General features: G+C 70.4%; 18 protein-coding genes. 5 read left to right on the top strand and 13 right to left on the bottom strand.

Features of this window, described 5'->3' with window-relative positions; translation table 11 throughout:
* Window positions 1-12: 12 nt before the first annotated feature.
* From PH203_RS30385 to PH203_RS30360, 6 genes are all read right to left on the bottom strand, one after another.
* Window positions 13-1107, bottom strand: coding sequence for a BMP family ABC transporter substrate-binding protein (locus tag PH203_RS30385; RefSeq protein ID WP_289923915.1), 1095 nt, complete (start codon window positions 1105-1107; stop codon window positions 13-15).
* Window positions 1108-1226: 119 nt separating this feature from the next.
* Window positions 1227-1985, bottom strand: coding sequence for a purine-nucleoside phosphorylase (gene deoD, locus PH203_RS30380; RefSeq protein WP_289923914.1), 759 nt, complete (start codon window positions 1983-1985; stop codon window positions 1227-1229).
* Window positions 1985-2734 (bottom strand): glutamine amidotransferase, encoded by a 750-nt coding sequence (locus PH203_RS30375; RefSeq protein WP_289923913.1) that lies wholly within the window; start codon window positions 2732-2734, stop codon window positions 1985-1987. Before PH203_RS30375 ends, deoD begins: the two co-directional genes overlap by 1 nt.
* An 87-nt stretch (window positions 2735-2821) precedes the next feature.
* A complete protein-coding gene (locus PH203_RS30370; RefSeq protein ID WP_289923912.1) occupies window positions 2822-3874 on the bottom strand; it encodes a LacI family DNA-binding transcriptional regulator in 1053 nt (350 codons plus the stop codon).
* Window positions 3864-5228, bottom strand: a complete 1365-nt coding sequence (locus tag PH203_RS30365; protein ID WP_289923911.1) for an amidohydrolase — start codon at window positions 5226-5228, stop codon at window positions 3864-3866. Before PH203_RS30365 ends, PH203_RS30370 begins: the two co-directional genes overlap by 11 nt.
* A gap of 120 nt (window positions 5229-5348) precedes the next feature.
* Complete coding sequence (locus PH203_RS30360; RefSeq protein ID WP_289923909.1) at window positions 5349-7289, bottom strand: pentapeptide repeat-containing protein; 1941 nt, start codon at window positions 7287-7289, stop codon at window positions 5349-5351.
* A 574-nt stretch (window positions 7290-7863) separates the two neighbouring features.
* Between PH203_RS30360 and PH203_RS30355 the strand changes: the two genes are divergently transcribed.
* Entirely contained in the window at window positions 7864-10851 is a 2988-nt protein-coding gene (locus PH203_RS30355; protein ID WP_289923908.1) for an esterase-like activity of phytase family protein, read from the top strand.
* 197 nt (window positions 10852-11048) lie between these two features.
* On the opposite strand, the gene PH203_RS30350 is transcribed toward PH203_RS30355, so the two are convergent.
* The 3 genes from PH203_RS30350 to PH203_RS30340 all read right to left on the bottom strand — a co-directional run bounded on the left by PH203_RS30350 (window position 11049) and on the right by PH203_RS30340 (window position 14776).
* Window positions 11049-12092: an ABC transporter ATP-binding protein gene (locus tag PH203_RS30350; protein ID WP_289923907.1), complete on the bottom strand. Its 1044-nt coding sequence runs from the start codon at window positions 12090-12092 to the stop codon at window positions 11049-11051.
* Complete coding sequence (locus PH203_RS30345) at window positions 12089-13555, bottom strand: iron ABC transporter permease (RefSeq protein ID WP_289923906.1); 1467 nt, start codon at window positions 13553-13555, stop codon at window positions 12089-12091. The genes PH203_RS30350 and PH203_RS30345 overlap by 4 nt, the downstream gene beginning before the upstream one ends.
* 174 nt (window positions 13556-13729) lie before the next feature.
* A complete protein-coding gene (locus PH203_RS30340; RefSeq protein WP_289923905.1) occupies window positions 13730-14776 on the bottom strand; it encodes an iron ABC transporter substrate-binding protein in 1047 nt (348 codons plus the stop codon).
* A 235-nt stretch (window positions 14777-15011) separates the two neighbouring features.
* On the opposite strand from PH203_RS30340, the gene PH203_RS30335 reads away from it, so the two are divergent.
* Window positions 15012-17576 (top strand): AMP-binding protein, encoded by a 2565-nt coding sequence (locus tag PH203_RS30335; RefSeq protein ID WP_289923902.1) that lies wholly within the window; start codon window positions 15012-15014, stop codon window positions 17574-17576.
* Between the two features lie 327 nt (window positions 17577-17903).
* Here the strand turns inward: PH203_RS30335 and PH203_RS30330 are convergent, their stop codons facing one another.
* Window positions 17904-18296, bottom strand: coding sequence for a helix-turn-helix domain-containing protein (locus PH203_RS30330; protein WP_289923900.1), 393 nt, complete (start codon window positions 18294-18296; stop codon window positions 17904-17906).
* Window positions 18297-18323: 27 nt separating this feature from the next.
* On the opposite strand from PH203_RS30330, the gene PH203_RS30325 reads away from it, so the two are divergent.
* Window positions 18324-19235 carry an enoyl-CoA hydratase/isomerase family protein gene (locus tag PH203_RS30325; RefSeq protein ID WP_289923899.1) on the top strand — a complete coding sequence of 304 codons (912 nt, stop codon included), beginning with the start codon at window positions 18324-18326 and terminating at the stop codon, window positions 19233-19235.
* A gap of 247 nt (window positions 19236-19482) precedes the next feature.
* On the opposite strand, the gene PH203_RS30320 is transcribed toward PH203_RS30325, so the two are convergent.
* On the bottom strand, window positions 19483-20421 hold the full coding sequence (locus tag PH203_RS30320) for an AraC family transcriptional regulator (RefSeq protein WP_289923898.1): 939 nt from the start codon (window positions 20419-20421) through the stop codon (window positions 19483-19485).
* A gap of 104 nt (window positions 20422-20525) precedes the next feature.
* On the opposite strand from PH203_RS30320, the gene PH203_RS30315 reads away from it, so the two are divergent.
* Window positions 20526-21464: an MBL fold metallo-hydrolase gene (locus PH203_RS30315; RefSeq protein ID WP_289924002.1), complete on the top strand. Its 939-nt coding sequence runs from the start codon at window positions 20526-20528 to the stop codon at window positions 21462-21464.
* Window positions 21465-21736: 272 nt separating this feature from the next.
* On the top strand, window positions 21737-22390 hold the full coding sequence (locus tag PH203_RS30310; RefSeq protein ID WP_289923897.1) for a hypothetical protein: 654 nt from the start codon (window positions 21737-21739) through the stop codon (window positions 22388-22390).
* 92 nt (window positions 22391-22482) lie between these two features.
* Here the strand turns inward: PH203_RS30310 and PH203_RS30305 are convergent, their stop codons facing one another.
* Window positions 22483-22992 (bottom strand): hypothetical protein, encoded by a 510-nt coding sequence (locus tag PH203_RS30305; RefSeq protein WP_289923896.1) that lies wholly within the window; start codon window positions 22990-22992, stop codon window positions 22483-22485.
* The gene (locus PH203_RS30300) at window positions 22992-24707 is read right to left on the bottom strand and encodes a PHP domain-containing protein (RefSeq protein ID WP_289923894.1); all 1716 of its coding nucleotides are present in this window, start codon (window positions 24705-24707) and stop codon (window positions 22992-22994) included. The genes PH203_RS30305 and PH203_RS30300 overlap by 1 nt, the downstream gene beginning before the upstream one ends.
* Between the last annotated feature and the right edge of the window lie 240 nt (window positions 24708-24947).

The raw sequence follows: 24947 nt of genomic DNA, 5'->3' as shown, positions 1-24947 counted from the left end.
CGGTTCGGGCGGCTAGAGGGCGCTGGGGACCTTGACGGAGCCGGACTTCACCTGGTCGGCCGCCGCTTCCAGCTCGGTACGGATCTCCTCCGGCACCAGCTCCTTGAAGTGGGCGTCGTTCACGTAACCGACGGCGTCCTCGGCGAGGCCGACGGTCTCCACGGCGCCGTACTTCAGGGAACCCTTCTGGTCGTCCTGCGCGGCCTTGTACAGGGCGTTGCCGACGTTCTTGAGGATGGAGGTGACGACGGTGTTCTTCTGCGCCGGGTCGGTGAGGGTCTGGTACTGGTCGGAGTCGACTCCGAAGGCGTAGCGCTTCGCCGACACCGCGGACTCGAAGGTGCCGAGCCCGGAGAGCCCGGCGACCGGCCACACCAGCGCGGCGCCCTGGCCGTACATGGCGTTGGAGATCTCCTTGCCCTTGGCCGGGTCACCGAAGGGCTTGTCGCCGCCGACGTACTGGGTGAGGACGTTTGAGTCGTTGCCGCCGGCCGCAGTGAATCCGGCCTTGAATCCGACGACGAAGTCCTCGATGAGGGGGATCTTCACGCCGCCCATGACGCCGGCCTTCGTCAGGGATTCGGCTCCCTTCAGGGATTTCGCAGCGATGAGCTTCTCGGCGAGAAATCCGGCCAGATATCCACCCTCGTTCTGCTTGAAGGTCACCGAGTACACGTTCTCGCACTTGTTGGAACAGGTGCCGTTCTTGCCGCTGTAGTCGACGGGCGCGTCGAAGACCCAGAACTTCTTGTCCGGGTACTGCGGGGCGAGATCGCCGATGTAGTCGGTGACGTCGAAGGTGCCGGCGGCGAGGATGTCGTAGTCGTCGGCCGCGGCCGCGTCCTCGAAACCGGGCTCCCACTTGGTGCGGTCCGAGCCCAGTTCCACCACCTTGAGCTCGTAGCCGAGGTCCTTCGCAGCGCGCTCCAGACCCGCGTGGGCGGAGTCGAAGAACGACTTGTCGCCCAGCCCGCCGTTGAGCACCAGCTTGATGCGGGGCTTGCCGGAGGCTCCCGTCGAGCCGGAATCCCCGTCCGACCCACCGCATGCGACGAGTACGAGCATTCCCGCGACCAGCGCCGCGGCGGCGCTCTTTCTATTCCTCATCTGCTTTCTCCTGATCATGTGTGGGACGGTTCGGGGTGAGTGATTGCGTTGAACACTAAGAAGTGCAAAACGTTTTGGCTACGATGCCCGGTTTCGGTTTGATTTCTGAACCGCGAAATTCAGTCGGCGAGCAGCGCGTCGGCCGCGATGCGCACGGCGCGCGCGAAGCACGTCTCCCGTTCGGCGGCGCTGAGCTGCTCACCGGTGCACAGGTGGTCGGACGCGGTCAGAACGGCGAGTGCCTCCCCGCCCTCGGCGGCGGCGACGGCGTACAGCCCCGCGGCCTCCATCTCGACGGCGAGGGTGCCCCTGCGCTCCAGCGTGTCGAAGACGGCGGGTCTGTCCAGGTAGAAGTGGTCGGTGCTGAACACGGGTCCGATGCGCACCGCTCCCCCGCCGTCCGGCTGCTGCTGTTCCGCGGCCCGGACGGCGGCGCCCAGCAGCCGATGGGACGGGGTCAGGGAGAGGGTGACGCCGCAGTCAGGCAGCCGACCGATCTGCGAGTCGGTGTGCGCGGCGGAGGCGATCACCACGTCCCGCAGCGCCACCGACTCCGGGATCGCTCCCGCCGTACCGACCCGGACGATCCTGCGTACCCCGTAGTGGCGCAGCAGTTCCGTCGCGTAGATCGACACCGACGGGATGCCCATGCCGGAGGCGAGGACCGACATGGGCTCGCCCCGGTGGGTACCGGTGTAGCCGAGGATGCCGCGCACCTCGGTGACGAGCCGGGAGCCCTCCAGGAACGTCTCGGCGATCCGGCGCGCACGGCGCGGGTCACCCGGCATCAGCACGAGGGGGGCGAAGTCGCCGGGCGCGGCGGCGATGTGCGGTGTGCCGTGGGTGGCGGTGATATGCGGTGTGCCGTGGGCGGGCATCACAGCTCCGCTCCGGCCAGCCAGCGCACCAGCCGGTCCCACAGTTCGGCGTAGCCCTCCCATTCCAGGAACGGCGGCGGGGCCCAGTGCGGTGCGACATCGGAGGTGAATGCCGCCGACCGACCCGCGCCGTGCCCGCCGACGACGAGCAGCGGATGCCCGGCGCACTCGGCCAGCAAGGACGCCTCCGGGCGTACGGTGACCTCGTTAAGTCCGAGCAGCGCGGGCCAGATCCGCTCCAGCCCTCGTACAACAGCGTGATCGGCCACCACTTCGGGCTCGGCCCCGGCCGGGAGCTCCACCCGGTCGTCCCGGTCGGCCATCACCACCGGCAGCGCATCGGCCAGTGGTGTACGCCCCCAGCGGGCGCGGGCGTCGATGCCGCTGAAGGTGAGATAGCCGCCGATCATCAGCACCCCGCCGCCCTGCTCCACGAAGGCCCGGACCAGCTCGGAACGGTCGGGGCAGGGGATGGAGTGGCCGAAGGTCTGCGGCGGCAGCTGGAAGCTGTTGGCTCCGACGTCGCTGATGACCACGACGTCGTACGCGTCGAAGCCGTCCGCGGAGTCCGGGACCCGGCTGGCTATCTCGTGCGCGGGGACGTACGTCACCTCGTGACCGTGCGAGCGCAGCGCCTTAAGGAAGACGTGGCCGCCCTCGGTGTACTCCGCGGTGTGGAAGGCGTCGAAGCCTTTCTGATGGACCGTGTACGTGAACCAGGACTCGCCGACGACGAGGACTCTGGACATGGTGAAATCGCCTTTCGAGAGGGGGATTTGGGCACAGGGGTGGTGCGACACCGCGTCCTGCTGGACGGGCGGGGCGGGCGGGAGGGGTCAGCGGGCGGCGGGCGCCGTGCTGCCGCGCACCTTGAGGGTGACCGGGAGGGTGTGCCGGGAGGCGGGCGGGACCTCGCCCCGGGAGACGTACTGGAGGAGCTGCGCGGTGGCGGTGCGGCCCACGTCGTAGGCCGGCTGATGGACGGTGGTCAGGGGCGGGCTGATCTGGGAGGCGGCCCGGATGTCGTCGAAACCGACCACTGAGATGTCCCCGGGGACCGAGAGTCCGGCCTCGGTGAGGGCGGCGAGGGCACCGAAGGCCATGAGGTCGTTGGCCGCGAAGACGGCCGTGCAGTCCAGGCCGCCCTCCTCGAGCAGTTTGGCGACCAGGCGGTAGCCGGAATCCTCCTTGAAGTCGCCGACGCGTTCGACGACATGACCACCGAAGGCCCGCACGAAGCCGGCGGCGCGGGCGACGCCGCTGCGCAGCCCGCGCGGACCGGTCAGCATCAGCACCCGGCGATGGCCGAGTTCGCGCAGGTGCTCGCCGACCAGCCGGCCGCCCGCCTCATGGTCGGCGGTGGCGATGAGGGCCCGTTCGAGGCCGTCGACCTCCTCGTCGGCGAGCGCGATGGGGAACTTGCCCATCAGGGACTCCAGCCGCCGGCGCGAGGGCGGGGATCCCGAGGCGTACACCATGCCGTCGACGAACCGGCTGCGGATCATGCCGAGGTAGCGGTCCTCGCGTTCGGCGTCGAACTCGGTGTTGCACAGGATCAGCCCGTACCCCAGGTCGTGGGCGGCGTCCTCGGCGCCCTTGGCCAGCTCGGCGAAGAAGGCGTTGCTGATGTCGGGGATGAGCAGGCCGATGACGGAGGTGGAGCCGGCCTGGAGGCTGCGGGCCAGCGAGGCCGGGACGTAGCCGAGCCGGTTGACCACGCTGCGGACCCGGGCGGCGGTCTGTTCGTTGACCGGCCGGTTGCCGCTGAGGACATGGGAGACGGTGGTGGGGCTGACCCCCGCGGCGGCGGCCACGTCCTTGATGGAGGCGGGCCTGCGCACCGCCGGCCGGTCGTCGGATCTGTGCTGCCCGTACGACTCACGGGTCATAGTGCTGCACCACCCTCCCGTGGGAGGTGTCGAGGATCCGCGCCACCCGGGAATCGGCCTCGGCCAGCAGTGCGGGCTCGTCCACGGTCAGCAGGCGTCCGTCACGCATCAGCACCCGGCCGTCGACCACGACCGTGCGCACATCGCTGGCGCGGGCGCTGTAGACGAGGGCGGCGCGCGGGTCGTGCAGGGGGCGGCAGTGCGAGCCCGACAGGTCCGTGAGCACGATGTCGGCGCGCATGCCCGGCTCCAGCGCCCCGATCCGGTCCTGCAGTCCGAGGGCACGGGCCCCGCCGCGTGTCGCCAGGCGCAGGGTGTCGGAGACCGTCATCCAGGTCGCGTCCCGCACCGCCTGCTTCTGGGTCAGGGCGACCAGCCGCAGCGCCTCCCACACGTCGAGCGTGTTGTGTCCGGCGGCCCCGTCCGTGCCCACCGCGACCGTGACTCCGGCGTCGAGCAGGTCGCGGACCGGGGTGAGCGGGGACAGCGCGTGCTTGAGGTACACCTTGGGACAGCAGGCCACGGCGGTCCGCTCGGCGTACTCGGCCAGCAGCGGCAGATCCTGCTCGACGATGCCGCAGCCGTGCGCGATGAGGGCGCCCGCCTCCAGCACCCCGGTCTCGTGCAGCACCCGGATCGGTGTGGCGCCGCGCCGCGCGAGGCTGGACTCGGTCTGCTCCAGGTGTTCGGCGGCGTGGATGTGCACGCGCAGTCCGAGCCGCCGGGCGTGTCCGGCGAGGGCCTTCAGGTCCGTGTCGTCGACGGTGTACGGGGCGTGCGGCCCGAGCGAGACGGTGACCCGGCCCTCGGCCGCGCCGTGCCAGGTCTCCGCGAACCGCACGGTGGCGTCCAGGGCCGCCTGGCCGCGGCTGCTGAAGTAGGTGGGCGCGATGTCGGCCCGCAGGCCGGTCTCGGCGACCGCCTCCGCGATCTGCTCGGGGAAGAAGTAGTGGTCGGCGAAGGTGGTGACACCGGAGCGGATCATCTCGGCACAGGCCAGCAGTGCGCCGGCGTGTACGTCGGCGGGGGTCAGGTTGCTCTCCATCGGCCAGACGCGGTCGTTGAACCATCCCTCGACCGTCACGTCCTCGGCGGCGCCCCGCATCAGCACCATCGGGCTGTGCGTGTGGGCGTTGACCAGGCCCGGTACCGCGAGCAGGCCCCGCCCGTCGATCACCTCGGCGGCGTCGCTCGGATGCACGCCGCCGGTCGGCCGTACCTCCTGGACACGGCCGTCCGCCACGACGATGTCGTGCGACCGGAGGATCTCGCACTCGCCCTCCGCCGGGATGCGCAGCACATCGCATCCGGCCACCACAAGGCCACCCGGCGGGGTGGCTGCTCTCGCGCTCATGGAGCACAAGCTAGGCATGCAAAACGTTTTGCACAACTATCATTTATCGTTCATTTCGGATAGATCTTCAGCCTTGGCCGGTGCAGGTGCCCCCGTAGCGACCGGCGTGCCGTCCACGGGTCACGGTGCTTCAAGCGCGCCCAGCAGCAGGGTGATGAGGCGGGTGACTGCGGACCACTGCTCGGGCGTGAGCTCGGGGAAGTCTTTGGCGACGGAGGTCGGGACAGGGGTGTCCTCCATACTCGACGCCACGCTGGAGATGAGGATGTCGGTGCCGGTGATCTTCAGCCCGGCTCCTTCGCGCTCAGGGGCATCCGGCGGGCCTGGCACCGAGCCGTACTCCAGGTGCTCGACGCAGGCAAGGTTGTCGGGGCTCTCCGAGTGGGCGGTCAGCAGCGCTTTGCGGAATCCGCTGGTGATGTCGGTAGGGGTCCCGGTGCCCCTGGCTCCCAGCAGCATCCGGATGACGTCCTGACCGGTTCCGGTCGCGCGTACGGAGTCGTCCGTACGGAAGAGGCAGTACCGCAGCCCCCAGCACCAGAAGAGCGAGGCGCCGGAGAAGTCAGCAGGTCCGTGGAAGGAAGCGCGTCCGTTGCGTGAACCCTCCAGGCAGAAGACGATCCCGGAGCCGGATGAGCTCGTACCGAACGAGGCGCCCGCGAAGGTCGTGCTCCCGTGGAACTGGGTCCCGGTGAAGTCGCCGTGAGCCAGTCGGCATCCACTGACATCGAAGTCGATCAGTGTGGCGCCGGAGAGCCGCAGGCGTATCTCCTCCCAGAACGGCCGGTCGGCGGAGGGACGCGTGCGGTCGGCGAGCAGCTGCTGAGCGGTACAACGCATCCGCACGTCGGCGAACTGGGAAGGTGTGAGCGCAAAGACGTCAGCGGTGACTTCGAAAGCGAGGGGCGTTCGCAGATACTCACAGACGGTGTCGATGACACGCTGTCTGAGCGCGGGCTGGGTGTCCCCGAGTTCGCCGAGGATGCGCAGGCCGTCGAGGCGGACCTCGGGGTCGGGGTCGGCGAGTTGACGATGGTACGGCGCGACGGACTCGTCGGGGATCAGCCGCCCGTGACTCTCCTGGTGGGCGCCTGGTGCGGCCGCGGTCCAGCCAAGGGGCCAGTCCTGCTCTTCGGCTTCGGCGGTGTCGGAGAGCCGGGCGCCGGTGAGGTCGGCTGCCGGCTGCACGAGATGGACACGTCCGCCGAAGACGGCCCGATGGAACAGCGCCTGGCCGCCGAAGCGTGCCTTCCAGAACCAGGCGGGCTTCGCGAACCGTACCTCTGTGAACGACACCCGTTCGTTGAAGCGTGCCCCGTCGCCGCCTTCCTCCCAGCTCTGGTAGTCGTCCTCCAGCACGGCCACGGGCCAGTGGGGGTCATCCTCGTTCACTTCGTCCCACGCGACAGGACGCCATGTCTCGGCCTGCTCCCAGACCGACTCGTCCTCAGGGAGTCCGTCCTCACCCCGTCCGAACCACGCCACCCCCTGGAAACAAGCGCCTGAGAAGTCGGCACACGCCCGGAATCGCGCACGACCGAACACGGCCGTGTCACCGAACGAGGCACCCGCGAAGCACGCCTCCTCCTCGAAGACCGCCCGCGGGAACAGCGCCTCCCCGGCGAAGCCGGCGCCGTCGAACACACACCTGCCACGAAAGTGGGCGTCCGCAAAGCGGGCCCGGCCGAAACGGCAGCCGCTGAAGTCGACGTCCAGCAGCACGGAACCGGTGAGGTCGATGTCGAGGCACTCCTCGCAGTCGGCGCTGCACCCGGCATCCGCTGGGACAGCAGCCGACACCTCGCCTGCGGCGGTATGCCGGCGCGCCAGAACGGCGAGCACCGAGGCTGCCTCCGCCCGTACGTCCACGGAGGCGTCAGCAGTCTGCACGCTGAAGCTGCGCAGGTAGCGACAGACGACGTCGGCCACGGCCTGCCGCTGCCCGGGATGCGTCCGGGCGAGCGCCTCCAACTCCCGCAACGCGGCGCGATGCACATCGAGGTCGGCACCGGCCAAGCGGCTCTCGGCGCGGTGGCACAGCTCGGAGACGTTCAGCTGCATCCTCTTTGGTCTCCTTGTGATCGATATTTCCGACCACAACTTACCGAACACACGTCCGGTGAACTTGGAGCACATCGGAGTCTCAGCCGGTCGTCCGGGCCGGGCCCGGTGCCGCCGCCGGGTCTGCGGTCCAGCTGGCGAGCAGGCGCAGGCGCCACGCCCACCACGCCCGCCCCGAAGATGACGGCATGTGAGCGCCGGCCGTCGCGTGTGGGTATCGCCGCGTTGCTCCACGCCGGTGCGGCGGGCAAGCATGACGAGCCGCCGGGCGAGCCGATGACGTCCGCGGATCGACGGTTGTGCAAAGGGCTTTGGATACCTAGCTTGTGCGCCAGGAACGAGCGGGCGTCCGCGCCGGACCCGAGCCGAACGGCCGACCGGCACGGCCGGCCCGGCCGACGGCGCACACGCCGCGCCTCGCTCCGGCGCCCGTTCCCTCGGGCCGCTGAGCGGCCCACCCACACCCCAACCGACACAGTCCGCCCCGGCCGACGGCCGAGGGCTGGACCCACCCTTGCCTGCCGGCAGTTCACTCCCTGCACGACCACCTCTCGGACAGAGTGGAAGGACCCTCATGCGACACAGACTTCGAACACGTCGCAGACGCACGCTCGCCGCCGGTCTCACCGCGGCCGGGCTCCTCGGCGGACTGGCCGCCACCGGCGGGTTCGCCGCCGAGCCCGGTGCCACCGATGCCGTCGAGCAGCACGGCATACGGTTGCTGGACACCCTGACCGTGCCCGCCGGGACGACCGAGTTCGGCATGCCCTTCGGAGGGCTGTCCGGCATCGACTACGACAAGAAGTCCGACACGTACGTCGCCCTCAGCGACGACCGCTCGGAGAACGGCAAGGCCCGCTACTACACCCTGCAACTCCCCCTGGACGGAACCGGGTTCGCGCACGACAAGCCCGACCTCGACGGCCTCACGGTGCTCGACGACACCACCGGCGAGCCCTTCGCGGCCAAGCAGGTCGACCCCGAGGCGATCCGCTGGACACCGGGCGGCAAGGGCCTGCTGTGGACGAGCGAGGGTGCCTCCTCAGCCGGACAGCCCGCCTTCGTCCGCGAGGCGAACGCCTCCGGCGGCTACGAACGTGAACTGCCGCTGCCCAAGGCGTACACGCCGGTGAAGTCCGCCTCCGGAACGCTCATCTCGGGGGTCCGCAACAACCAGGCCCTCGAAGGCCTGACCCTCTCCCCGGACGGCAGCAAGGCCGTCACCGTCACGGAGAACGCCCTCGTCCAGGACGGCCCCGCGGCAGGGCTGACGGCCAAGAGCCCGTCCCGGCTGCTGGTGACGGACCGCGAAACCGGAGCCGCCGTAGCCGAGCACGTCTACGAGGTCGACCCGATCTCCGACGCGCCCACCGCCCCGCTGCCCGCCCCCGTCGGCACCTACTCCGCGGACCGGGGAGTCTCCGAGATCCTCGCGATCAACGAGACCGACTACATCACCGTCGAGCGCTCCTTCGCCTCCGGAGTCGGCTTCTCCATCCGCCTGTACTGGACGAGCACCGTCGGTGCCACCGACGTCGGCGGCAAGGACAGGCTGTCCGGCTCGGAAAAGCCGATGGCGAAGAAGCTCCTGTACGACTTCACCACCACCGGTACCGACGCCGACAACGTCGAGGGCGTCACCTGGGGCCCGCCCCTGCCCGATGGCTCCCGCTCCCTCGTCCTCGTCTCCGACGACAACTTCGGCTTCAACGCCGGCGTCACCAAGTTCCACCTGCTCTCCGTCCGTCCCGGGCTGCTCGCCGCCCACACCCCGGACATCAACGGCGACAACGCCGTGAACGGCAAGGACCTGGCGGCCCTCCCCGGCGCCGGCCCGGCCGGTGACCTCGACGGCAACGGCCGCACGGACGGCAAGGACATCAAGCTCTGGGCGTCGTACACCCGCACCTTCCCCACCGCGCCGAGGCCCGCGCGGACGGCCGACGTCCAGCTGCTGTCCTTCAACGACTTCCACGGCAACTTGGAACCGCCCACCGGGCGGGACGCCAACCTCGGCTCCAAGCTGGACCCGAAGTCCACCACCGTCGGTGGCGCGGAGTACCTCGCGACCAGGCTGAACCAGCTCCGCGAGGGCACCGACGCCTCGCTGACCGTCGCCGCGGGCGACATCATCGGCGCCAGCCCCTTCCTCTCCGGACTGTTCCACGACGAGCCGACCGTCGAGTCCATGGAGAAGCTGCACCTGGACGTCACCAGCGTCGGCAACCACGAGTTCGACGAGGGCACCGAGGAACTGCTGCGTATGCAGCACGGCGGCTGCCACCCGAAGGACGGCTGCTACATCAAGGACGAGCCGTACGACGGGGCGCAGTTCCCCTGGCTCGCGGCCAACGTCATCGACCGTACGACGGGTGAGCCGCTCCTCGCCCCCACCTGGATCAAGAAGGTCGACGGAGTCAAGGTCGGCTTCATCGGCATGACCCTGGAGGGGACCCCCGAGGCCACCGGCCAGTCGGGGATCAAGTCCGTGCGCTTCCTGGACGAGGTCCGGACCGCCGACGCGGCCGCGAGCAAGCTGCGCGAGCAGGGCGTCGAGGCCATCGTGGTGCTGCTGCACGAGGGCGGCATCCAGGCCGGCAGCTACGGCCGGTGCGACGGGATCTCCGGGCCGATCGTCGACATCGCGAAGAACCTGGACCCGGCGATCGACGCCGTGGTCACCGGCCACACCCACCAGCCGTACATCTGCTCGCTGCCCGACCCGGCGGGCAAGACGCGCATGGTCACCTCGGCCTCCTCCTTCGGCCGGGTGGTCACCGAGACCCGGCTGACCGTCGACCGCCGTACCGGCGACGTCGTACGCGACCGGGTCGCCGCGATGAACCACCTCGTCACCCGCACCGGCACCAAGGACGCCGACCAGAGCGAGGTCATCGCCAAGTGGAAGGCCCTCTCCGCGCCCCTGGCCAACCGGGTCGTCGGCAGCGTCACCGCCGACATCACCCGCTCCGAGACCCGCGACGCCGAGTCCGACCTCGCGAACCTGGTCGCCGACGCGCAGCTCGCGGCTACCTCGGCGACGGACAAGGGCGGGGCCCAGATCGCGCTGATGAACCCCGGCGGGGTCAGGGCGGACCTGGTGTACGCCACGTCGACGGGCGGCGAGGCACCCGGTGAGATCACCTACGCCGAGGCGTTCGCCGTGCAGCCCTTCGCCGGGTCCCTGGTGACCGTGGACCTGACCGGAGCGCAGATCGAGAAGATCCTGGAGGAGCAGTTCAACGACTCCGGCACCCGGGCGCCCACGCTCATCCTGGGCGTCTCGAAGGGGCTGACCTACTCCTACTCCCGCGGCGGTCCGGTCGGCGACCGTATCGACCCGGCGTCGATCAAGCTCAACGGCGAGACCCTCAACCCGGACACCACGTACCGGGTGGCCGCCAACACCTTCCTCGCGGCGGGCGGCGACGGCTTCACCACCTTCGCCCAGGGCAGGAACACCGTCGGTGGCGGTGACGACATCGCGGCCCTGACCGAGTACCTCACGGCCAGTAGCCCGGTCACCCCTCCGGGCACCGACCGCGTCAGCGAACTCCCGTGACACCGGGCGGACCGGTGCAGTAACTGGCCCGGGTCCCGACGAGGTCGTAGAAGGACCGCGCCTCGGGGCATCGGCAGCCGTTCGCGGAGCGGGCGGGAACGAGCGCGACGCCGATCCCGCCGACCGGCCGCGCGGCCCATCCTGCGGCGCCTCGCGGTGGGGTCCACGGCGCAGCGGTAAGCCTCAGCGGCACCTCGCTACGCGTGAAGATCGGCTTCGCCGACGACGCGGACGCCCGTCTCCTCCCCCGGGCCGACCGGCAGAGGTCCCGCGACCCGGATGGCGACAGGGATGTCGTGGCCTTCGACGGCTACGGTGACCATGGCGTCGTGGCCGTAGTAGCAGATGTCGGTCACCGTGCCGTTGACCGCGCCGTCGGAGTCCGTGTCGGTGAGACGGAGTTGTTCCGGGCGGAGCAGGACGGTGCCGGCGCGGAGGCCGGCGGGTGGGGCGGCAAGGGGTAGGGGGCCGAGGGCGGTTCGCGCTGTGCCGTCGGGGTCGACGGTGGCGGGGAGCAGGACGGCGTCGCCGACGAAGTCGGCGATCCAGGGGTCGGCGGGGCGGCCGTAGAGGTTCTGCGGGGTGTCGCACTGGGCGACCTGGCCGTCCCGTACGACGGCGACGAGGTCGGCGGTGGACAGGGCCTCCTGCTGGTCGTGGGTGACGAGGAGGGCGGTGGCGCCGGTGGCCCGCAGCGCGGCCCGTACGTCCGACCGCAGTCCCGTCCGCAGTGCGCTGTCGAGGGCGTTGAAGGGCTCGTCCAGGAGCACGAGCCCGGGGCGAGGGGCGAGCGCGCGGGCGAGGGCGATGCGTTGTTGCTGGCCGCCGGAGAGTTCGTGCGGCATGCGGTCGCCGTATCCGGCGAGTCCGACCAGCTCCAGCATCTCCTCGGTGCGGCGCCGTCGTTCGGCGCGGTCGGTGCCGGTCAGTCCGAAGGCGACGTTGCGAGCGACGCTCAGGTGCGGGAAGAGGGCGCCCTCCTGGGGGACGATGCCGATGCGGCGGCGTTCCGGCGGCAGGTGGACGCCGGAGCCGACGAGGGTGCGGTCGCCGAGGCGGACGGAGCCTGCGTCGGCGTGCAGGAAGCCGGCGATGATCCGCAGGAGGGTGGTCTTGCCGCAGCCGGACGGGCCCAGGACGGCGGCCAGCGCGCCTGCGGGGACGGTGAGTTCGAGTCCGTGCAGGACCGGCTCTCCGGATCCGTAGGACTTGGTGAGTCCTTCGACGTGCAGTGCGTTCATGTCCGGTGCCTGCCTAGGAGGTACGAGGGGACGGCGGCCAGCAGGATCAGCGCGGCGGCGTAGGGGGCGGCGGCCGCGAAGGATCCGGCGCCGGTCTCCGTCCACAGCCGGGTGGCGAGGGTGTCCATGCCGGTGGGGCGCAGCAGGAGGGTCGCGGGGAGTTCCTTCATGCAGACCACGAAGGTGAGCGCGGCCCCGGCGGCCACGCCGGGCGCGGCCAGCGGCACGGTGACCTCGCGCAGCACCTGCCACGGCCGTCGCCCGAGGGATCGGGCCACGTCCTCCAGGACGGGCGGCGCCTGAAGCACGGCCGCGCGGGTGGCGGCCACCGCGACCGGCAGGAAGAGGACCGCGTAGGCACCTACCAGGAGCGGGAGTTGCTGGTAGAGCGGGTAGGCGTAGCGCACGGCGAAGAAGACCAGCGCGAGGGCGACGGTGATGCCGGGCAGCGCGTGGCCTGCGTAGGCCGCCTGTTCCAGCAGGCGTGCGCCGCGGCCTCGGTGCCGGGCGGCGATCACCCCGACCGGCAGGGCGAGGAGCGTGGTGAGACCCGCGCCCGCCGCCGCGACCCCGAACGTGGCCCAAGCGGTCTGGCCGAGCCCGGTCAGGTCCCAGGTGGCCGAACTGCCGACCGCCAGCCAGTACCCGAGGGTGCCCAGCGGGAAGGCGACGGCGACGGCGGTCACCGTCCCGCACCACAGCAGGGCGACGGGCCGCCAGCGGCCCAGGGCGATCTGAACGGAGGGGCGGGCCGTGCCCGTGCCGGTCCTGGCGTGCCCGGCCCGGCCCCGGGTGCGGGCTTCGGCGGCGACCAGCGCGATCGTCATGACCACGAGGACGACGCTGAGCGCGGCGGCCGGGGTGCGGTCGAACGAGGCGCGGTAGGACGTGTGGATGGCCCGGGTGAAGGTGTCGTACCGCATCAGCGAGACCGCGCCGAAGTCGGAGAGCACATACAGCGCGACGAGGAGGGCGCCGCCCGCCGCGGCCGGTCGCAGCTGCGGCAGCGTGATGCGGAGGAAGGTGCTGAGCGGGCCGTGGCCGAGGGAGCGCGCGGCCTCCTCCTGCGCGGGGTCGATGCCCCGCAGCGCGGCGGCGACCGGCAGGTACACGTACGGGAAGCTGACCAGGGTCAGCGCCAGCGCGGCCCCGCCGAAACCGGCGAGGTCCGGTTCGGCCGACAGCCAGGCGAAGGCGGCCACATAGCTCGGCACGGCCAGCGGCAGTGTGGCCAGCACGGACCACGCGCGGCCCCCGGGCAGCCGGGTACGGACGGTGAGCCAGGCCAGCGAGACACCCAGCACCAGGCAGGCCGCCACGACTACGACGGTCAGCCAGAGGCTGCGGCCGAGCAGATCCAGGGTGCGTTCGTCGGCGACGACGTCCCAGGCGAAGGCGGGACCGCGTTCCAGGGCCCGCACGGCGAGATAACCGAGGGGCAGCAGGGCGAAGAGGGCGGCCACGCAGGCCGGGACGACCAGGATCAGGGGCGGTCTGCGACCGGCCGTGACGAGTCGTCCCGCCAGGCGGGTTGCTCGTCCGCGGCCCCTGTCCGGCCTGCTTTCCGGCTCACCCCCGACCGGAGCGACGGGTGCTTCGGTCGGGAGCGCGGAGGACGGTGATGTGGGCACGACCGGCTAGACCAGTCCGACGTCCTGGAGCATGGCCAGCGTCTCTTGCAGGGATTCCAGCTTGCCGAGGTCGATGTCGGGGGACTGAAGGGACTCGAACGGCGGCAGGCCCTCGACCGTGCTGGTGACGCCCGCGGCCAGCGGGTATTCCTTCGTCTCGCCCGCGAAGTAGGTCTGCGCCTCCTTCGACAGCAGGTAGTCCACCGCCTTCTGCGCCGTCGCGCCCTGCCCGCCGTCCTTGAGGATGCCGGCGCCCGCGACGTTGATCAGCGCACCGGGGTCCTTGCCGGGAAGGAACTTGAGCTTGGCGTTGACCTTGTCCTCCCCCTTCTCCGCGACGCGTTCGTACCAGTAGTAGTGGTTGACCAGTCCGAGGGAGACCTCGCCGGCCTCGACGGCGTCCAGGGTGGCGAGGTTGTGGGCGTAGGTCTTGGCGCCGTTCGCCTTCAGGTCCTCGAGCCACTTGCGGGTGACGTCGTCGCCCTTCAGGACCCGCATACCGGTGACGAACGCCTGGAAGGAGGCGTTGGTGGGCGCGAAGCCGACCTTGCCCTTCCACTCCGGCTTCACCACGTCGAAGACACTGTCCGGGACCTCGCCTTCAGCGGCCTTGTCCGGGTTGTAGGCGATGACACGGACGCGCCCGGAGAGGCCGACCCAGTCGCCGTCGGAGCCGCGGTAGGAGTCGTCGACCTGGTCCAGGGTCGCCTGCGGGAGCTTCTGCAGCATGCCTTCCTTGGAGAGGGCACCCAGGGCGCCGGCGTCCTGGGAGAAGAACAGCCCGGCCTTGGTGCGGTCGCCCTCCTCCAGGATCTGCGCGGCGAGTTCCGCGCTGTCGCCGTAACGCACCTCGACCTTGGTGCCGACCGCCTTCTCCAGCTTGTCCAGAAGTGGCTTGACGAGCTTCTCGTTACGGCCGGAGTAGATGACGAGGGAGGAGTCGCCACTGCGGCTCTCCCCGTCCTTGTCATCGGAACCGCAGGCGGCGAGGGCGGGAAGCAGAAGACCGGCTGTGACCAGGGCGGTGATCCGACGAGCCGTGGGGCGTCGCATGGTGTGTGTGCCTTCCTGCGGGGCTCGCCTGCATGCCGCCGGTCCTGTCGGTGGAGAGCGATGAGCGAAGCGATGCTGTGACTTTGCTGTGGCTTGTTTACGGCCACGCTATGAATAAGGTAAACCTAGCCTAATAGTCAAGGGTTACTAAAGCGGACGTTGGCCGCAGAAAGGCCACGCCGTGATCCACTCCTCCCCGCCCCTCCCCGCCCCACCGCTCCCGCGGCCGAAGAGCGTGCCGTTCGCACGCGAACTCGCGGCCTACGGTGACCGCACCGCTCTCATCACGGCACAGGGGCAGCTGTCGTATCGCGAGTTGGCCGACCGCGTGGCCGTCACCGCCGAGCGCCTCGGACCTGTACGGCGGCTGGTGCTGCTGGCCGGCGCCAACCGGATCGACGCGCTCGTCACGCACCTGGCCGCCCTGTCCGCCGGCCACCCCGTCCTGCTGGTCCCGGGCGACAGCGAAAGCACGATCCGCACGCTGACCGAGGCGTACGCCCCCGACGTCGTGGCCCACCCGCACACCGACGGGACCTGGACCCTCGACGAGCGGCACCCCACGAGCGCCCACACCCTCCACCCGGACCTGGCCCTGCTGCTGAGCACCTCCGGCTCGACCGGCTCGCCCAAACTGGTACGGCTCTCCCACGACAACCTCCAGGCCAACGCCGAGTCCATCGCCGCCTACCTCGGCATCGACGACACCGACCGGGCCGCCACCACCCTGCCCATGCACTACTGCTACGGCCTGTCCGTCATCCACAGCCACCTGCTGCGCGGCGCCGGTCTCGTCCTCACCGAACGGTCGGTGTCGGACACCGCCTTCTGGGAGGAGTTCCGCACCGGCCGCGGCACCTCGCTGGCCGGCGTGCCGTACACCTTCGAACTGCTCGACCGGGTCGGGTTCGAGCAGATGGAACTGCCCCACCTGCGCCGCGTCACCCAGGCCGGGGGCCGGCTCGCGCCGGAACGCGTCGCCCGGTACGCCGAGTTGGGTGCCCGCTCCGGCTGGCAGCTGTTCGTGATGTACGGGCAGACCGAGGCCACGGCCCGGATGGCCTATCTCCCGCCACACCTGGCCGCCGCGCGCCCCGAGGCCATCGGCGTGCCGATACCCGGCGGCTCCTTCCGGCTGCAACCGGTCGACGGCCATGACCCGGACGTCGGCGAACTCGTCTACAGCGGCCCGAACGTGATGCTCGGTTACGCCGCGAGCCCTGCCGACCTCGCCCTCGGCCGGACCGTCGAGGACCTGCACACCGGAGACCTCGCCCGGCGCGCTCCCGACGGGCTGTACGACATCGTGGGCCGCCGCAGCCGCTTCGTGAAGATCCTCGGCCTGCGGATCGACCCGCAGCGCATCGAGACGCTGCTCGAGGAACACGGCGTCGCCGCGTACTGCGCGGGGGACGAGGAGGCGCTGGCCGTGGCCGCGCTCGGAAAAGCAGGCGCGGAATCCCACATCCGCCGGTTGATCGCGCAGGAGTACGGACTCCCGGCCCGCACCCTACGGGTCCGGGCCGTGGCCGAACTGCCCCGCCTGGCCTCGGGCAAGCCCGACTACGAAGCCGTACGGCGCCTGACGCGCCCCGCCGAGGAGACAGCACCGGCACCCGGTCCCACCGAGGATCTGATCCGGCTCTACGCGGAGATCCTCGACCGCGCCGACGTCACCGAGGACAGCAGCTTCGTCGGCCTGGGCGGCGACTCGCTGTCCTACGTCGAGATGTCCCTGCGCCTGGAGGAGGCGCTGGGCCACCTGCCCGCCGACTGGCACACGAGAACCATCCGCGATCTGCGGTCCCTGATCGCGCCCGTGCAGCAGACGCCGGACGCACGGGGCGGATCCGTGCCGCGGCCGGGGCGCGGGCTCCGCAGGGCACTGCGCACCTGGACCAGCCCCGACTCCTGGCGGACCCGCCGCACCCTGGAGACCGGCGTCGTCCTGCGCGCCGTCGGAATCGTCCTCATCGTCGGCTCACACATCCGGATCTTCGACATCAAGGGCTTCGCCCACATCCTCATCGGCGTGGCGGGCTACAACTTCGCCCGCTTCCTCCTGACCGACGCCCCACGCCGCCAGCGCGTACGACGCCTGTGGCGCAGCATCGCCCGCATAGCCGTGCCGAGCATGGCGTGGATCACCGGCGCGGTACTCCTGACCGACTTCTACGACCCCGCCAACGCCCTGCTCCTCAACACCCTTCTCGACCAGGGGAACGACCGCTTCGACTGGGCCTACTGGTTCGTGGAGGCCCTCGTCTACTTCCTGATCGCCCTGGCCCTCCTCATGGCCGTACCGCTGCTGGACCGGCTGGAGCGGCGCCACGTGTTCGGCGTGCCGCTGGCGCTCATGGCCATCAGCCTGGTCGGCCGCTACGACCTGCTCGGCCTGGCGTCCGCTCGTCCCCAGCTGAGCCCCTCAGTGGTCTTCTGGCTGTTCGCACTGGGGTGGGCGGCCGCGCGGGCGGACACCGTCCGGCAACGGGTCCTGCTGACGGCGGTCCTGCTGCTCACCGTGCCCGGCCTGTTCCAGGACCAGCCCCTGCGCACGACCCTCGTCATCGCCGAGCTGGGGCTGCTGATCTGGGTGCCGACCCTGCCCAGCCTCGGCCCGATCAGCGCGCTGGCGGGCGTCCTGGCGAGCAGTTCGCTGTACATCTACCTGACGCACTACCAGGTCTACCCCTACCTCCAGGAGGACTTCCCGCTCACCGCCCTGTTCGCCTCACTGGTACTCGGCGTCGGCTACGCGGCGGTCGTCACCCGGGTTGCGCGAGCCGTGCGGTGGCTGTGACGACGGTTCACCGCCTGGGCGCGACCGCGGCCTGCGAGTAAGGCCGCCTGCAAACCTGCGCAACGATCAGGCGCCGCACCGTGCCGTCCGAGCCCAAGCGTGACTGAGCGGTCGGCCAGTGGCGCCCAGCAGGCAGGGAGCCAGCCCCGTGCAAGGCGACGCGAACGCTGTCCCGGGCGCTGCCGTCCTCCTGTCGCGTTCGGCATGAGGAACGCTCGACGCGCTCGCCCTGCTGCATCGCAATGACCGTTGCCCGGCCCGCTGACGCCGTCGCCTGCCTACGGTCCCGCCGCCGCCCGTACGGAACCCGCCCCGACAAGAAGGCAGTCAAGCGTCCGCCCTGGTGTCGTACGCCCGCTGGCTGCTCCGGATCTCTTCGCTGTGCTCCACGGTCCAGTCGTAGAGCCGTCCGAACGGCTCGCGCAGGGACTCGCCCAGAGGCGTGAGCGAGTACTCGACGCCGACCGGTGAGGTCGGCAGCACCGTGCGGCGAATCATGCCGTTGCGCTCGAGACGGCGCAGCGTCTGGGTGAGGACGCGTTGTGTGACGCCCTCCAGACCTCGCTTCAACTCATTGAACCGGGTGGGCCGCTCCAGCAACGCCATCACCATCATCGACCACTTGTCCGCGATCTGATCGAGGATCGGCCGGCTGGGACAGTCCGCCCGGAAAACCGGCCGCGGTTCGGCGTCAACTCCGTGCAGATCGGTGTTCTTCATGATCCTTGGTGTCCCCAAAGTGCCTTCTTGAACATCGTCGTGCCGTCACCGACGGTAGGTATGCATCGCAAACCTACATGCCCAGCAGTAACCAACGGAGAGCTCATGACGAACGATGCCTACTCGACCCTGCACGTGAGCAGCGAACACGGCGTCGCCCGGATCGTCCTCGACAATCCCCCGGTGAACGCTCTCGGAACGACGATGATGCGCGAGCTGCGGACGGTGCTGACCGGCCTCAAGGACGATCCATCCGTCCGCGTGATCGTCTTCTCGAGCGCCGACCCGGAATTCTTCATCGCTCACGTGGACATGCACATCGGGGAAGAGACGGACGCCCTCCGGGAACTCGCCGCATCCGCGCCGGCGGGCGTCAACGTGTTCCAGGCGATCGGTGAGCTGATCCGCCACCAGCCCCAGGTGACCATCGTGAAGCTCGCCGGCAAGGCCCGCGGAGGCGGCGCTGAATTCGTGGCCGCGGCGGACATGGCTTTCGCCGCCATCGAGACGGCTGGACTCGGTCAGATCGAGGCGCTCATGGGCATCGTCCCCGGCGGAGGCGGAACGCAGTACCTCCGGGACCGCGTGGGCCGCAATCGCGCACTCGAGGTGATCCTCACCGCGGACCTGTTCGATGCCGGGACCGCAGCGTCCTACGGCTGGATCAACCGGGCCCTGCCGGCCGACGAACTCGACGAGTACGTCGACCGTATCGCCCGTGACGTCGCCGCGCTGCCGGACGGTGTCATCGAAGCAGCCAAGAGCGCGCTGCCCGCCGACGACTTCAAGGAAGGACTCCGCCGTGAGAACGACGCTTGGGCTTCTACGGTCAGTCTGCCGGCCGCTCAACACCTGATCAGCGGGGGCCTGCAGAGCGGGGCGCAAACACCGGCCGGTGAACGGGACCTTGAGGGGCTGATGCGCAGCATCGCGCGCTGACTGCCGGACGGCCACAGGACAGGCACTGATCGACGCGGTCCCACCGGACACGGCATCGACCTCTACCACCGGATCGCGAACTACCGGTAGCCACGACCGGGGTTGCGTCCTACCCGCACGGAACATGCGGCCGCCTCCCGAACCAGCGACAACTCGCGAGCCACGGATCGTCATTCGCGTCAGCGCTACGACCTCGGCACCCGCAGAAGCCGTATGGAGTCTCCTGGTTGGGTGTGGGCGTTGTCAGTCAAGGGCTTGCGGTGAGACCGGATCGTCCCGCGGCCTGCGTTCGATACCGCCCCGGTGTGATGCCGAACTCCCTTTGGAAGGCGTGTGAGAGCGCGTACGGGCTGCCGTAGCCGACTCGGTCGGCGATGGTGGCCAGGGTGTCCGGGGTGTCGCGGAGCAGGGTGGCGGCGCGGATCACGCGCCACCAGGTGAGGTACGCCATCGGAGGGCGTCCGACCAGGGTGGTGAACCGGCGCGCCAGGGTGGGTCGGGAGACGCCTGCCTCCGCCGCCAGGCGATCGTTGCTCCATGGCGCGGCCGGGTTCGAATGCAGTGCCCGCAGGGCTGCGGCTGTCACCGGGTCGCCCAGTACGCGGGGCCAAGCTCCGCTGGGGGCCTCGGTCATCCAGGCGCGGATCATGTAGACGAGGAGGAGATCGAGCAGGCTCGGGAGGGCCACGCAGGAGCCGGGTCGCATCTCGTCCAGTTCACCGGCGAGCAGATCGATGGCGGCACGGAGTTCGAGGTGGCCGCCTACTCGGCTGGGCAGATGGACGACTTCAGGCAGCTCTGCCATGAGCGGGTGCATGCGGCTGCAGTCGAGCCGGTACTTGCCGCAGAGCATCTCTGTCTCGTAGCTGTCGGGCCGGGTTGGCGGCTGTGTCTCCTTGAGCCATTGCTCGAACGGCACCGCCTTCTTCTGCGCGGCCGCCGCATCGACCGGGGAATCGGCGATCACATGGCCCGTGCCATGGGGCAGCAGCACCGCGTCACCCGGGCCGAGCGGTGTGGGGGCGCTGCCGTCGGTCAGCAGCCAGCAGCGGCCCTTGAGGACGATATGGAAGCCCGCCCCGTCGTACGGGTCAAGTCGCACGCACCAGCTGCCGCTTGTCCGCAGCCGGCGGGATTGGGGGTGCCCGAGGTGCACGGCGGAGATCGCATCGCTCACCACATCCATCCATGCAGAGTATCTGCCGTATGAGGGGTGAGACGGATTCGTATTTTCTTGAGCTTCATGCATATTGAGGCGCTCGGTCGGCCTTCTTTAACGTCGGTCGCGTGATGAACGAGAACGCGAGTGTGCAGAGCATGGTGCTGGGGGACGTCGAGGTCGTCCGGGTTGTCGAGTGGCACGAACCGTTCCTGCCGGCCTCCGGCATGTTCCCGGGGGCTGCCGCCGATGTGTGGAAGGACAACGAGGACTGGCTGGCCCCGGACCACTGGGAGCCGGACAGCGACTTGGTGGTGCTTGCTCTGCAGAGCTGGGTGCTGCGCAGCGCGGGCCGGACCGTCCTGGTCGACACCGGGGCGGGTAATGGGCGTGAGCGACCGGGCATGGGGCCGTTCCACCGCTCCCGCAGCGATTTCCTGGGCCTCCTGGCGAGGGCCGGTGTCAGCCCGCAGGATGTCGACGTCGTCGTCAACACCCACCTCCACGTCGACCACGTCGGCTGGAACACCGTCGACGTGGACGGGCAGTGGGTACCGGCGTTCCCCAACGCCCAGTACCTCATTCCGGCCGCCGACGACTTCCACTACGGTCCGCACAACGCGTTCGGCAACGGCGCGCGGGAGGTCGACCGCCTGATCTACGAAGACAGCATCGCGCCCATCCACCAGGCCGGACAGGCCGTGCTGTGGGACGGCCTCCACCGCATCGACGAACACCTCACCCTGGAGTCCGCACCCGGTCACACTCCCGGCTCATCCGTACTGCGGCTCGCATCCGGCAGCGACCGGGCCGTCTTCGTCGGAGATCTGCTGCACAGCCCGGTGCAGATCCTTGATCCCTGCTGCAACAGCAACGCCTGCCTGGATCCGGAACAAGCGGTGACCAGCCGCCGTCGGATTCTGGGAAGGGCGGCTGACGAACGGGAGTTGCTCGTCCCCGCGCACTTCGGTGGCTCGGGGGCCCTGGAAGTGCGGCGGGACAGTGGCAGGTTCACACTCGGCCCTTGGGCAGCGACCAGCCGCAAGGAGAGTGCCTCCGCCCTCGAGTGAGCCGTGGCCTCACCCCGTGAGCCGTGACCTCATCCGCCACCCGTCAATGTTTTCCGCGGTGCTGCAAGAGGGCCGCCGGCTTCCGGGCCCGGCATGGCTGGTTCCCCGTCCGCTCCTGGCATCAACCGGTCTCACGACATTGCGCGGGGCTGGTCACCGATTCGCAACAGACGGCACCAGGGTGATCAAATGCGCCGCGGCGTGGCTGAATATGGTCCCTCCAGCTCACGCGGCCGCACAGGTGGCCGCTGCTACCACCCTCGGGGGACATCATGAAGGTCACGCGTCGCCGCAGACAGATCGCGCTCCGGACGCTCGCGCTGAGCGCATGCGCGGCCGGCGTCCTGGCGCTCACCGCCTGTTCCTCCGGCTCCTCGGATGCGGGCCCTGCGGCGACGGCCGCCACTGCCCCGCCGGCCAAGGCCGGGGACGGCACCGAGACGACCGCGCCCGCCACAGCCGTGCCCGCCGGCAAGGTCTCGACGCCGCCCGCCTCCAAGGCGACCCCTCCCCCGGCATCCGCCACATCACCCTCGGGCTCGCCGATCGCTGCCGGCACCGGTGGTGAGGACGACGGCTGCGATCACAAGATGCCCGTCTCGCCGGACGAGATCGCCGTCTCCCGCTACACACCCGAAGGCGGTTCCCTGAGCCTGATCTTCCGGCACGGCAACTGGGGCTGCGGCACACCCGATTCCGACAGCGCCCCGTTCGAGACCGTCGGCAAGGAGACCTATCTGCCGATGGACCAGGCGGCGTACATCACCGTCACCGACCCCATCGTGACCAGCACCGAGAACCAGCACATCGGTGTCCAGGAGTTCCTGGACTGGCTGGATGCACACCCCGACAGCGGCCTGGTCTTCAAGTACCACCTCGGCGCGGACGGAGCCATCGACAGCCTGGAGCAGATCTTCACTCCCTGACGCAGTCGCGAACGGACCCGGCCTCCCCGCCCCCGCCGCTGCAGGCGACGGCGGGAGCGGGGCAGGACAGCGGCGTGGGCCTACGCAGCAGGTCAGTGGTCCGCGCAGCACGGGGTCGGCTCCGGGACCTCGAACGGGACCAGCACTCCCCCGGCCGCCGGCATGGTCGTCAGTACGAGTTCGCCGTCCCGCCATTGCGGTCGGACGTGATCGCGTGTCACCAGCAACGTGCCGGGTGCGGGCGGGCCGGGGGCGCCCAGTACCGTCACGCGGTCGATCGCTGAGCGCGTCAGCACTTGCGCGACCGTCAGCGTGGCGGTGACGGCGGCGGCTCCCGGGTAGAGGACCGCCCGGCCTGCCGGGTCGGGCAGACCGTCGCACACCTCATGGCCCTCGGCCGCGAGCCGCTCCCGGACGGTGCTCAGGAGCGGCTCGGACGGCAGGGCGAGGGAGAGCGCGACGCGCGGGCGGTCACCGCGCACCAGGTGCGTGCAGCCGAACACGTCCTCGGCGAGGGCGAGTTCGGCGGCCAGCTCCCGGAGCAGGTGGTCGGCCGTGCGCAGGTCGCGGACCCCGGGGTCCACCGTGAGGGCGTACCGCATCACGACGGCAGGACCCAGATCGGGTTGGAGTAGAACCACAGGTCGAGCCACGGGTCGGCGTCGCCCACGACGTCGATCGCCGGACCCGCCGGGTCGACCGCCGCGCCCATCGCTCCGACGGCGCTCCGGTTGCCGTCGCTGCCGCGCAGACGGACGTACAGCGGCCGGTCCACCCGGCCGAGCTGGTAGGTCAGGCGGACGACGCCGGAGGACTTGTCGATCTCGTAGGAGCGGACCACCTTCGCCGTCGGCGCGGTGAACGTGTCCTTGTCCGCGACCGGTCCGGTGACATCGCCCTGGATGACGTCGACGCGCGCCAGTTCGGGCACGAAACCGGCCCAGTTGGGGCCGCCCGCGAGCGCCACGTCGACCGTCAGCGTGACGCTGGTGCCCTTCTTCACGTGCAGGGCGCCGCCCAGTGTGGCCCACCGGCCGCCGCCCGCGACCCGCGCGTCCAGGCCGCTGAGGAGCTGCCCGTGGTCGACCCAGACCCGGCCCGCGCGGATGCCGTCCATGACCGCGGCGTAGGAGAAGCCGTCGGCTCCCACATGTGTACGGCTGTACTGGCCGGGCCAGTAGTCGCCCTGGGTGATGTCGATCTTGCCGCCGTAGACCGGGTCCTCGTAGCGGCCGTTGGCGTTGAAGTCGCCGCCGGGTCCGCGCACGGCGGTGTCGGCGTAGACCTGGTGGCTGTCGCTGTTGGCGGTGATCCACCAGGGCTTGCCCTCGGCGAGGAGGCTGTCCCACAGTCCGCCGACGGTGGCGGTCATCCAGTCGAAGCCGCCCCAGGTGCGGTAGCTCTCCAGCGGGTAGCCGGCGAAGGAGTTGGCGCTGGGGCTGTTGTCGTAGATGCCGCGGGCGCGGGCCATGCCCAGGGGCGTGGGCAGTCCGGCGGCCTGGTGGCCGGGGGCGCCCTCGAAGCCGACGGCTATCTGGCGGCCGGAGCCGGTGGCGTCTCGCCAGCCGCGGATCTCGTGCGGGGAGTCGACACCGCGCCGCGCCGGGTGGTTGGCGAGCATCAGCGCGTCCTTCACCTTGCGCCGCTGCACCTGCTCGGCCAGGAAGTTCAGGCCTGCGACGGCCAGCGCCTCGTTGGCGGGCGTGGAGTCGCTCGCGCTCTTCACGCTGCCGTCGTAGTCGGTCTCGAACTGCTTGAGGACGGCGACCTCGTTCTTGCCGGGGTGCACGAAGACGGTGCCGTGCTCGGCGGCGGGGATGTTCCATTCCAGGCCCTGGAAGACGAGCGTGTCCTCGTAGGCGGCGCGGGCCTGCCTGATGTCCGGGTTCACCTTGTCGACGCCGATCTTGGCGTGCGTCGTGCTGCCGTGGTCGGTGATGACCATCCAGTCCAGGCCGTGCCGGGCGCCCTGGCGGACCTGGTCGACGACACGGTACTTGCCGTCGCTGCTGTACTGGGTGTGGATGTGGTGGTCGCCGGCCAGCCACAGGAAGCCCTCGTGCCGCCGGCCGCCGGAGGCGGGAGCGGCGGCGGCCGGTGTGGTGGCGAGGACGCTGCCGGCCGCGAGTCCCGCGCCGAGCAGTCCGGCCCGGCGCAGCAAGGTGCGGCGGGACTGCTGCTCGGGGGTGAGGGCCTCGTCGGGCACGGAGGTGTCGAAGGCCGCGGGCAGGGCGGGAGCCGCCTCGTGCGCGTGATCGTGACTGTGGCTGTGACCGTGGTCGTGATCGTGTCCGTGGTGGTGATGTCCGTGTCCCATGACGCCTCCTGGTTGCCGCTGCCTTCTGCGGCTGCCTTCCGCCGCGCGACCGCGCCGCGTGTGTGGAGGATCAAGGTGATAGATGAACGGTGAACAAGCGGGGGGTGGCCTACGGGTGCCCCGCACGCGGCAGATCGTCACACCTGCCCCTACGGCACCAACAGCCTTTGCACGGCGGGCCGTTGTAGGCGTGGAAGTGCAGATAGTGCCGGGCGACTTCGACCCAGGTGCGGCGCACCC

Source organism: Streptomyces sp. S.PB5, assembly GCF_030403745.1.
Taxonomy (GTDB): domain Bacteria; phylum Actinomycetota; class Actinomycetes; order Streptomycetales; family Streptomycetaceae; genus Streptomyces.
Note: the sequence above shows the minus strand (reverse complement) of the source record. Positions and strands in the feature narration are given on the sequence as shown.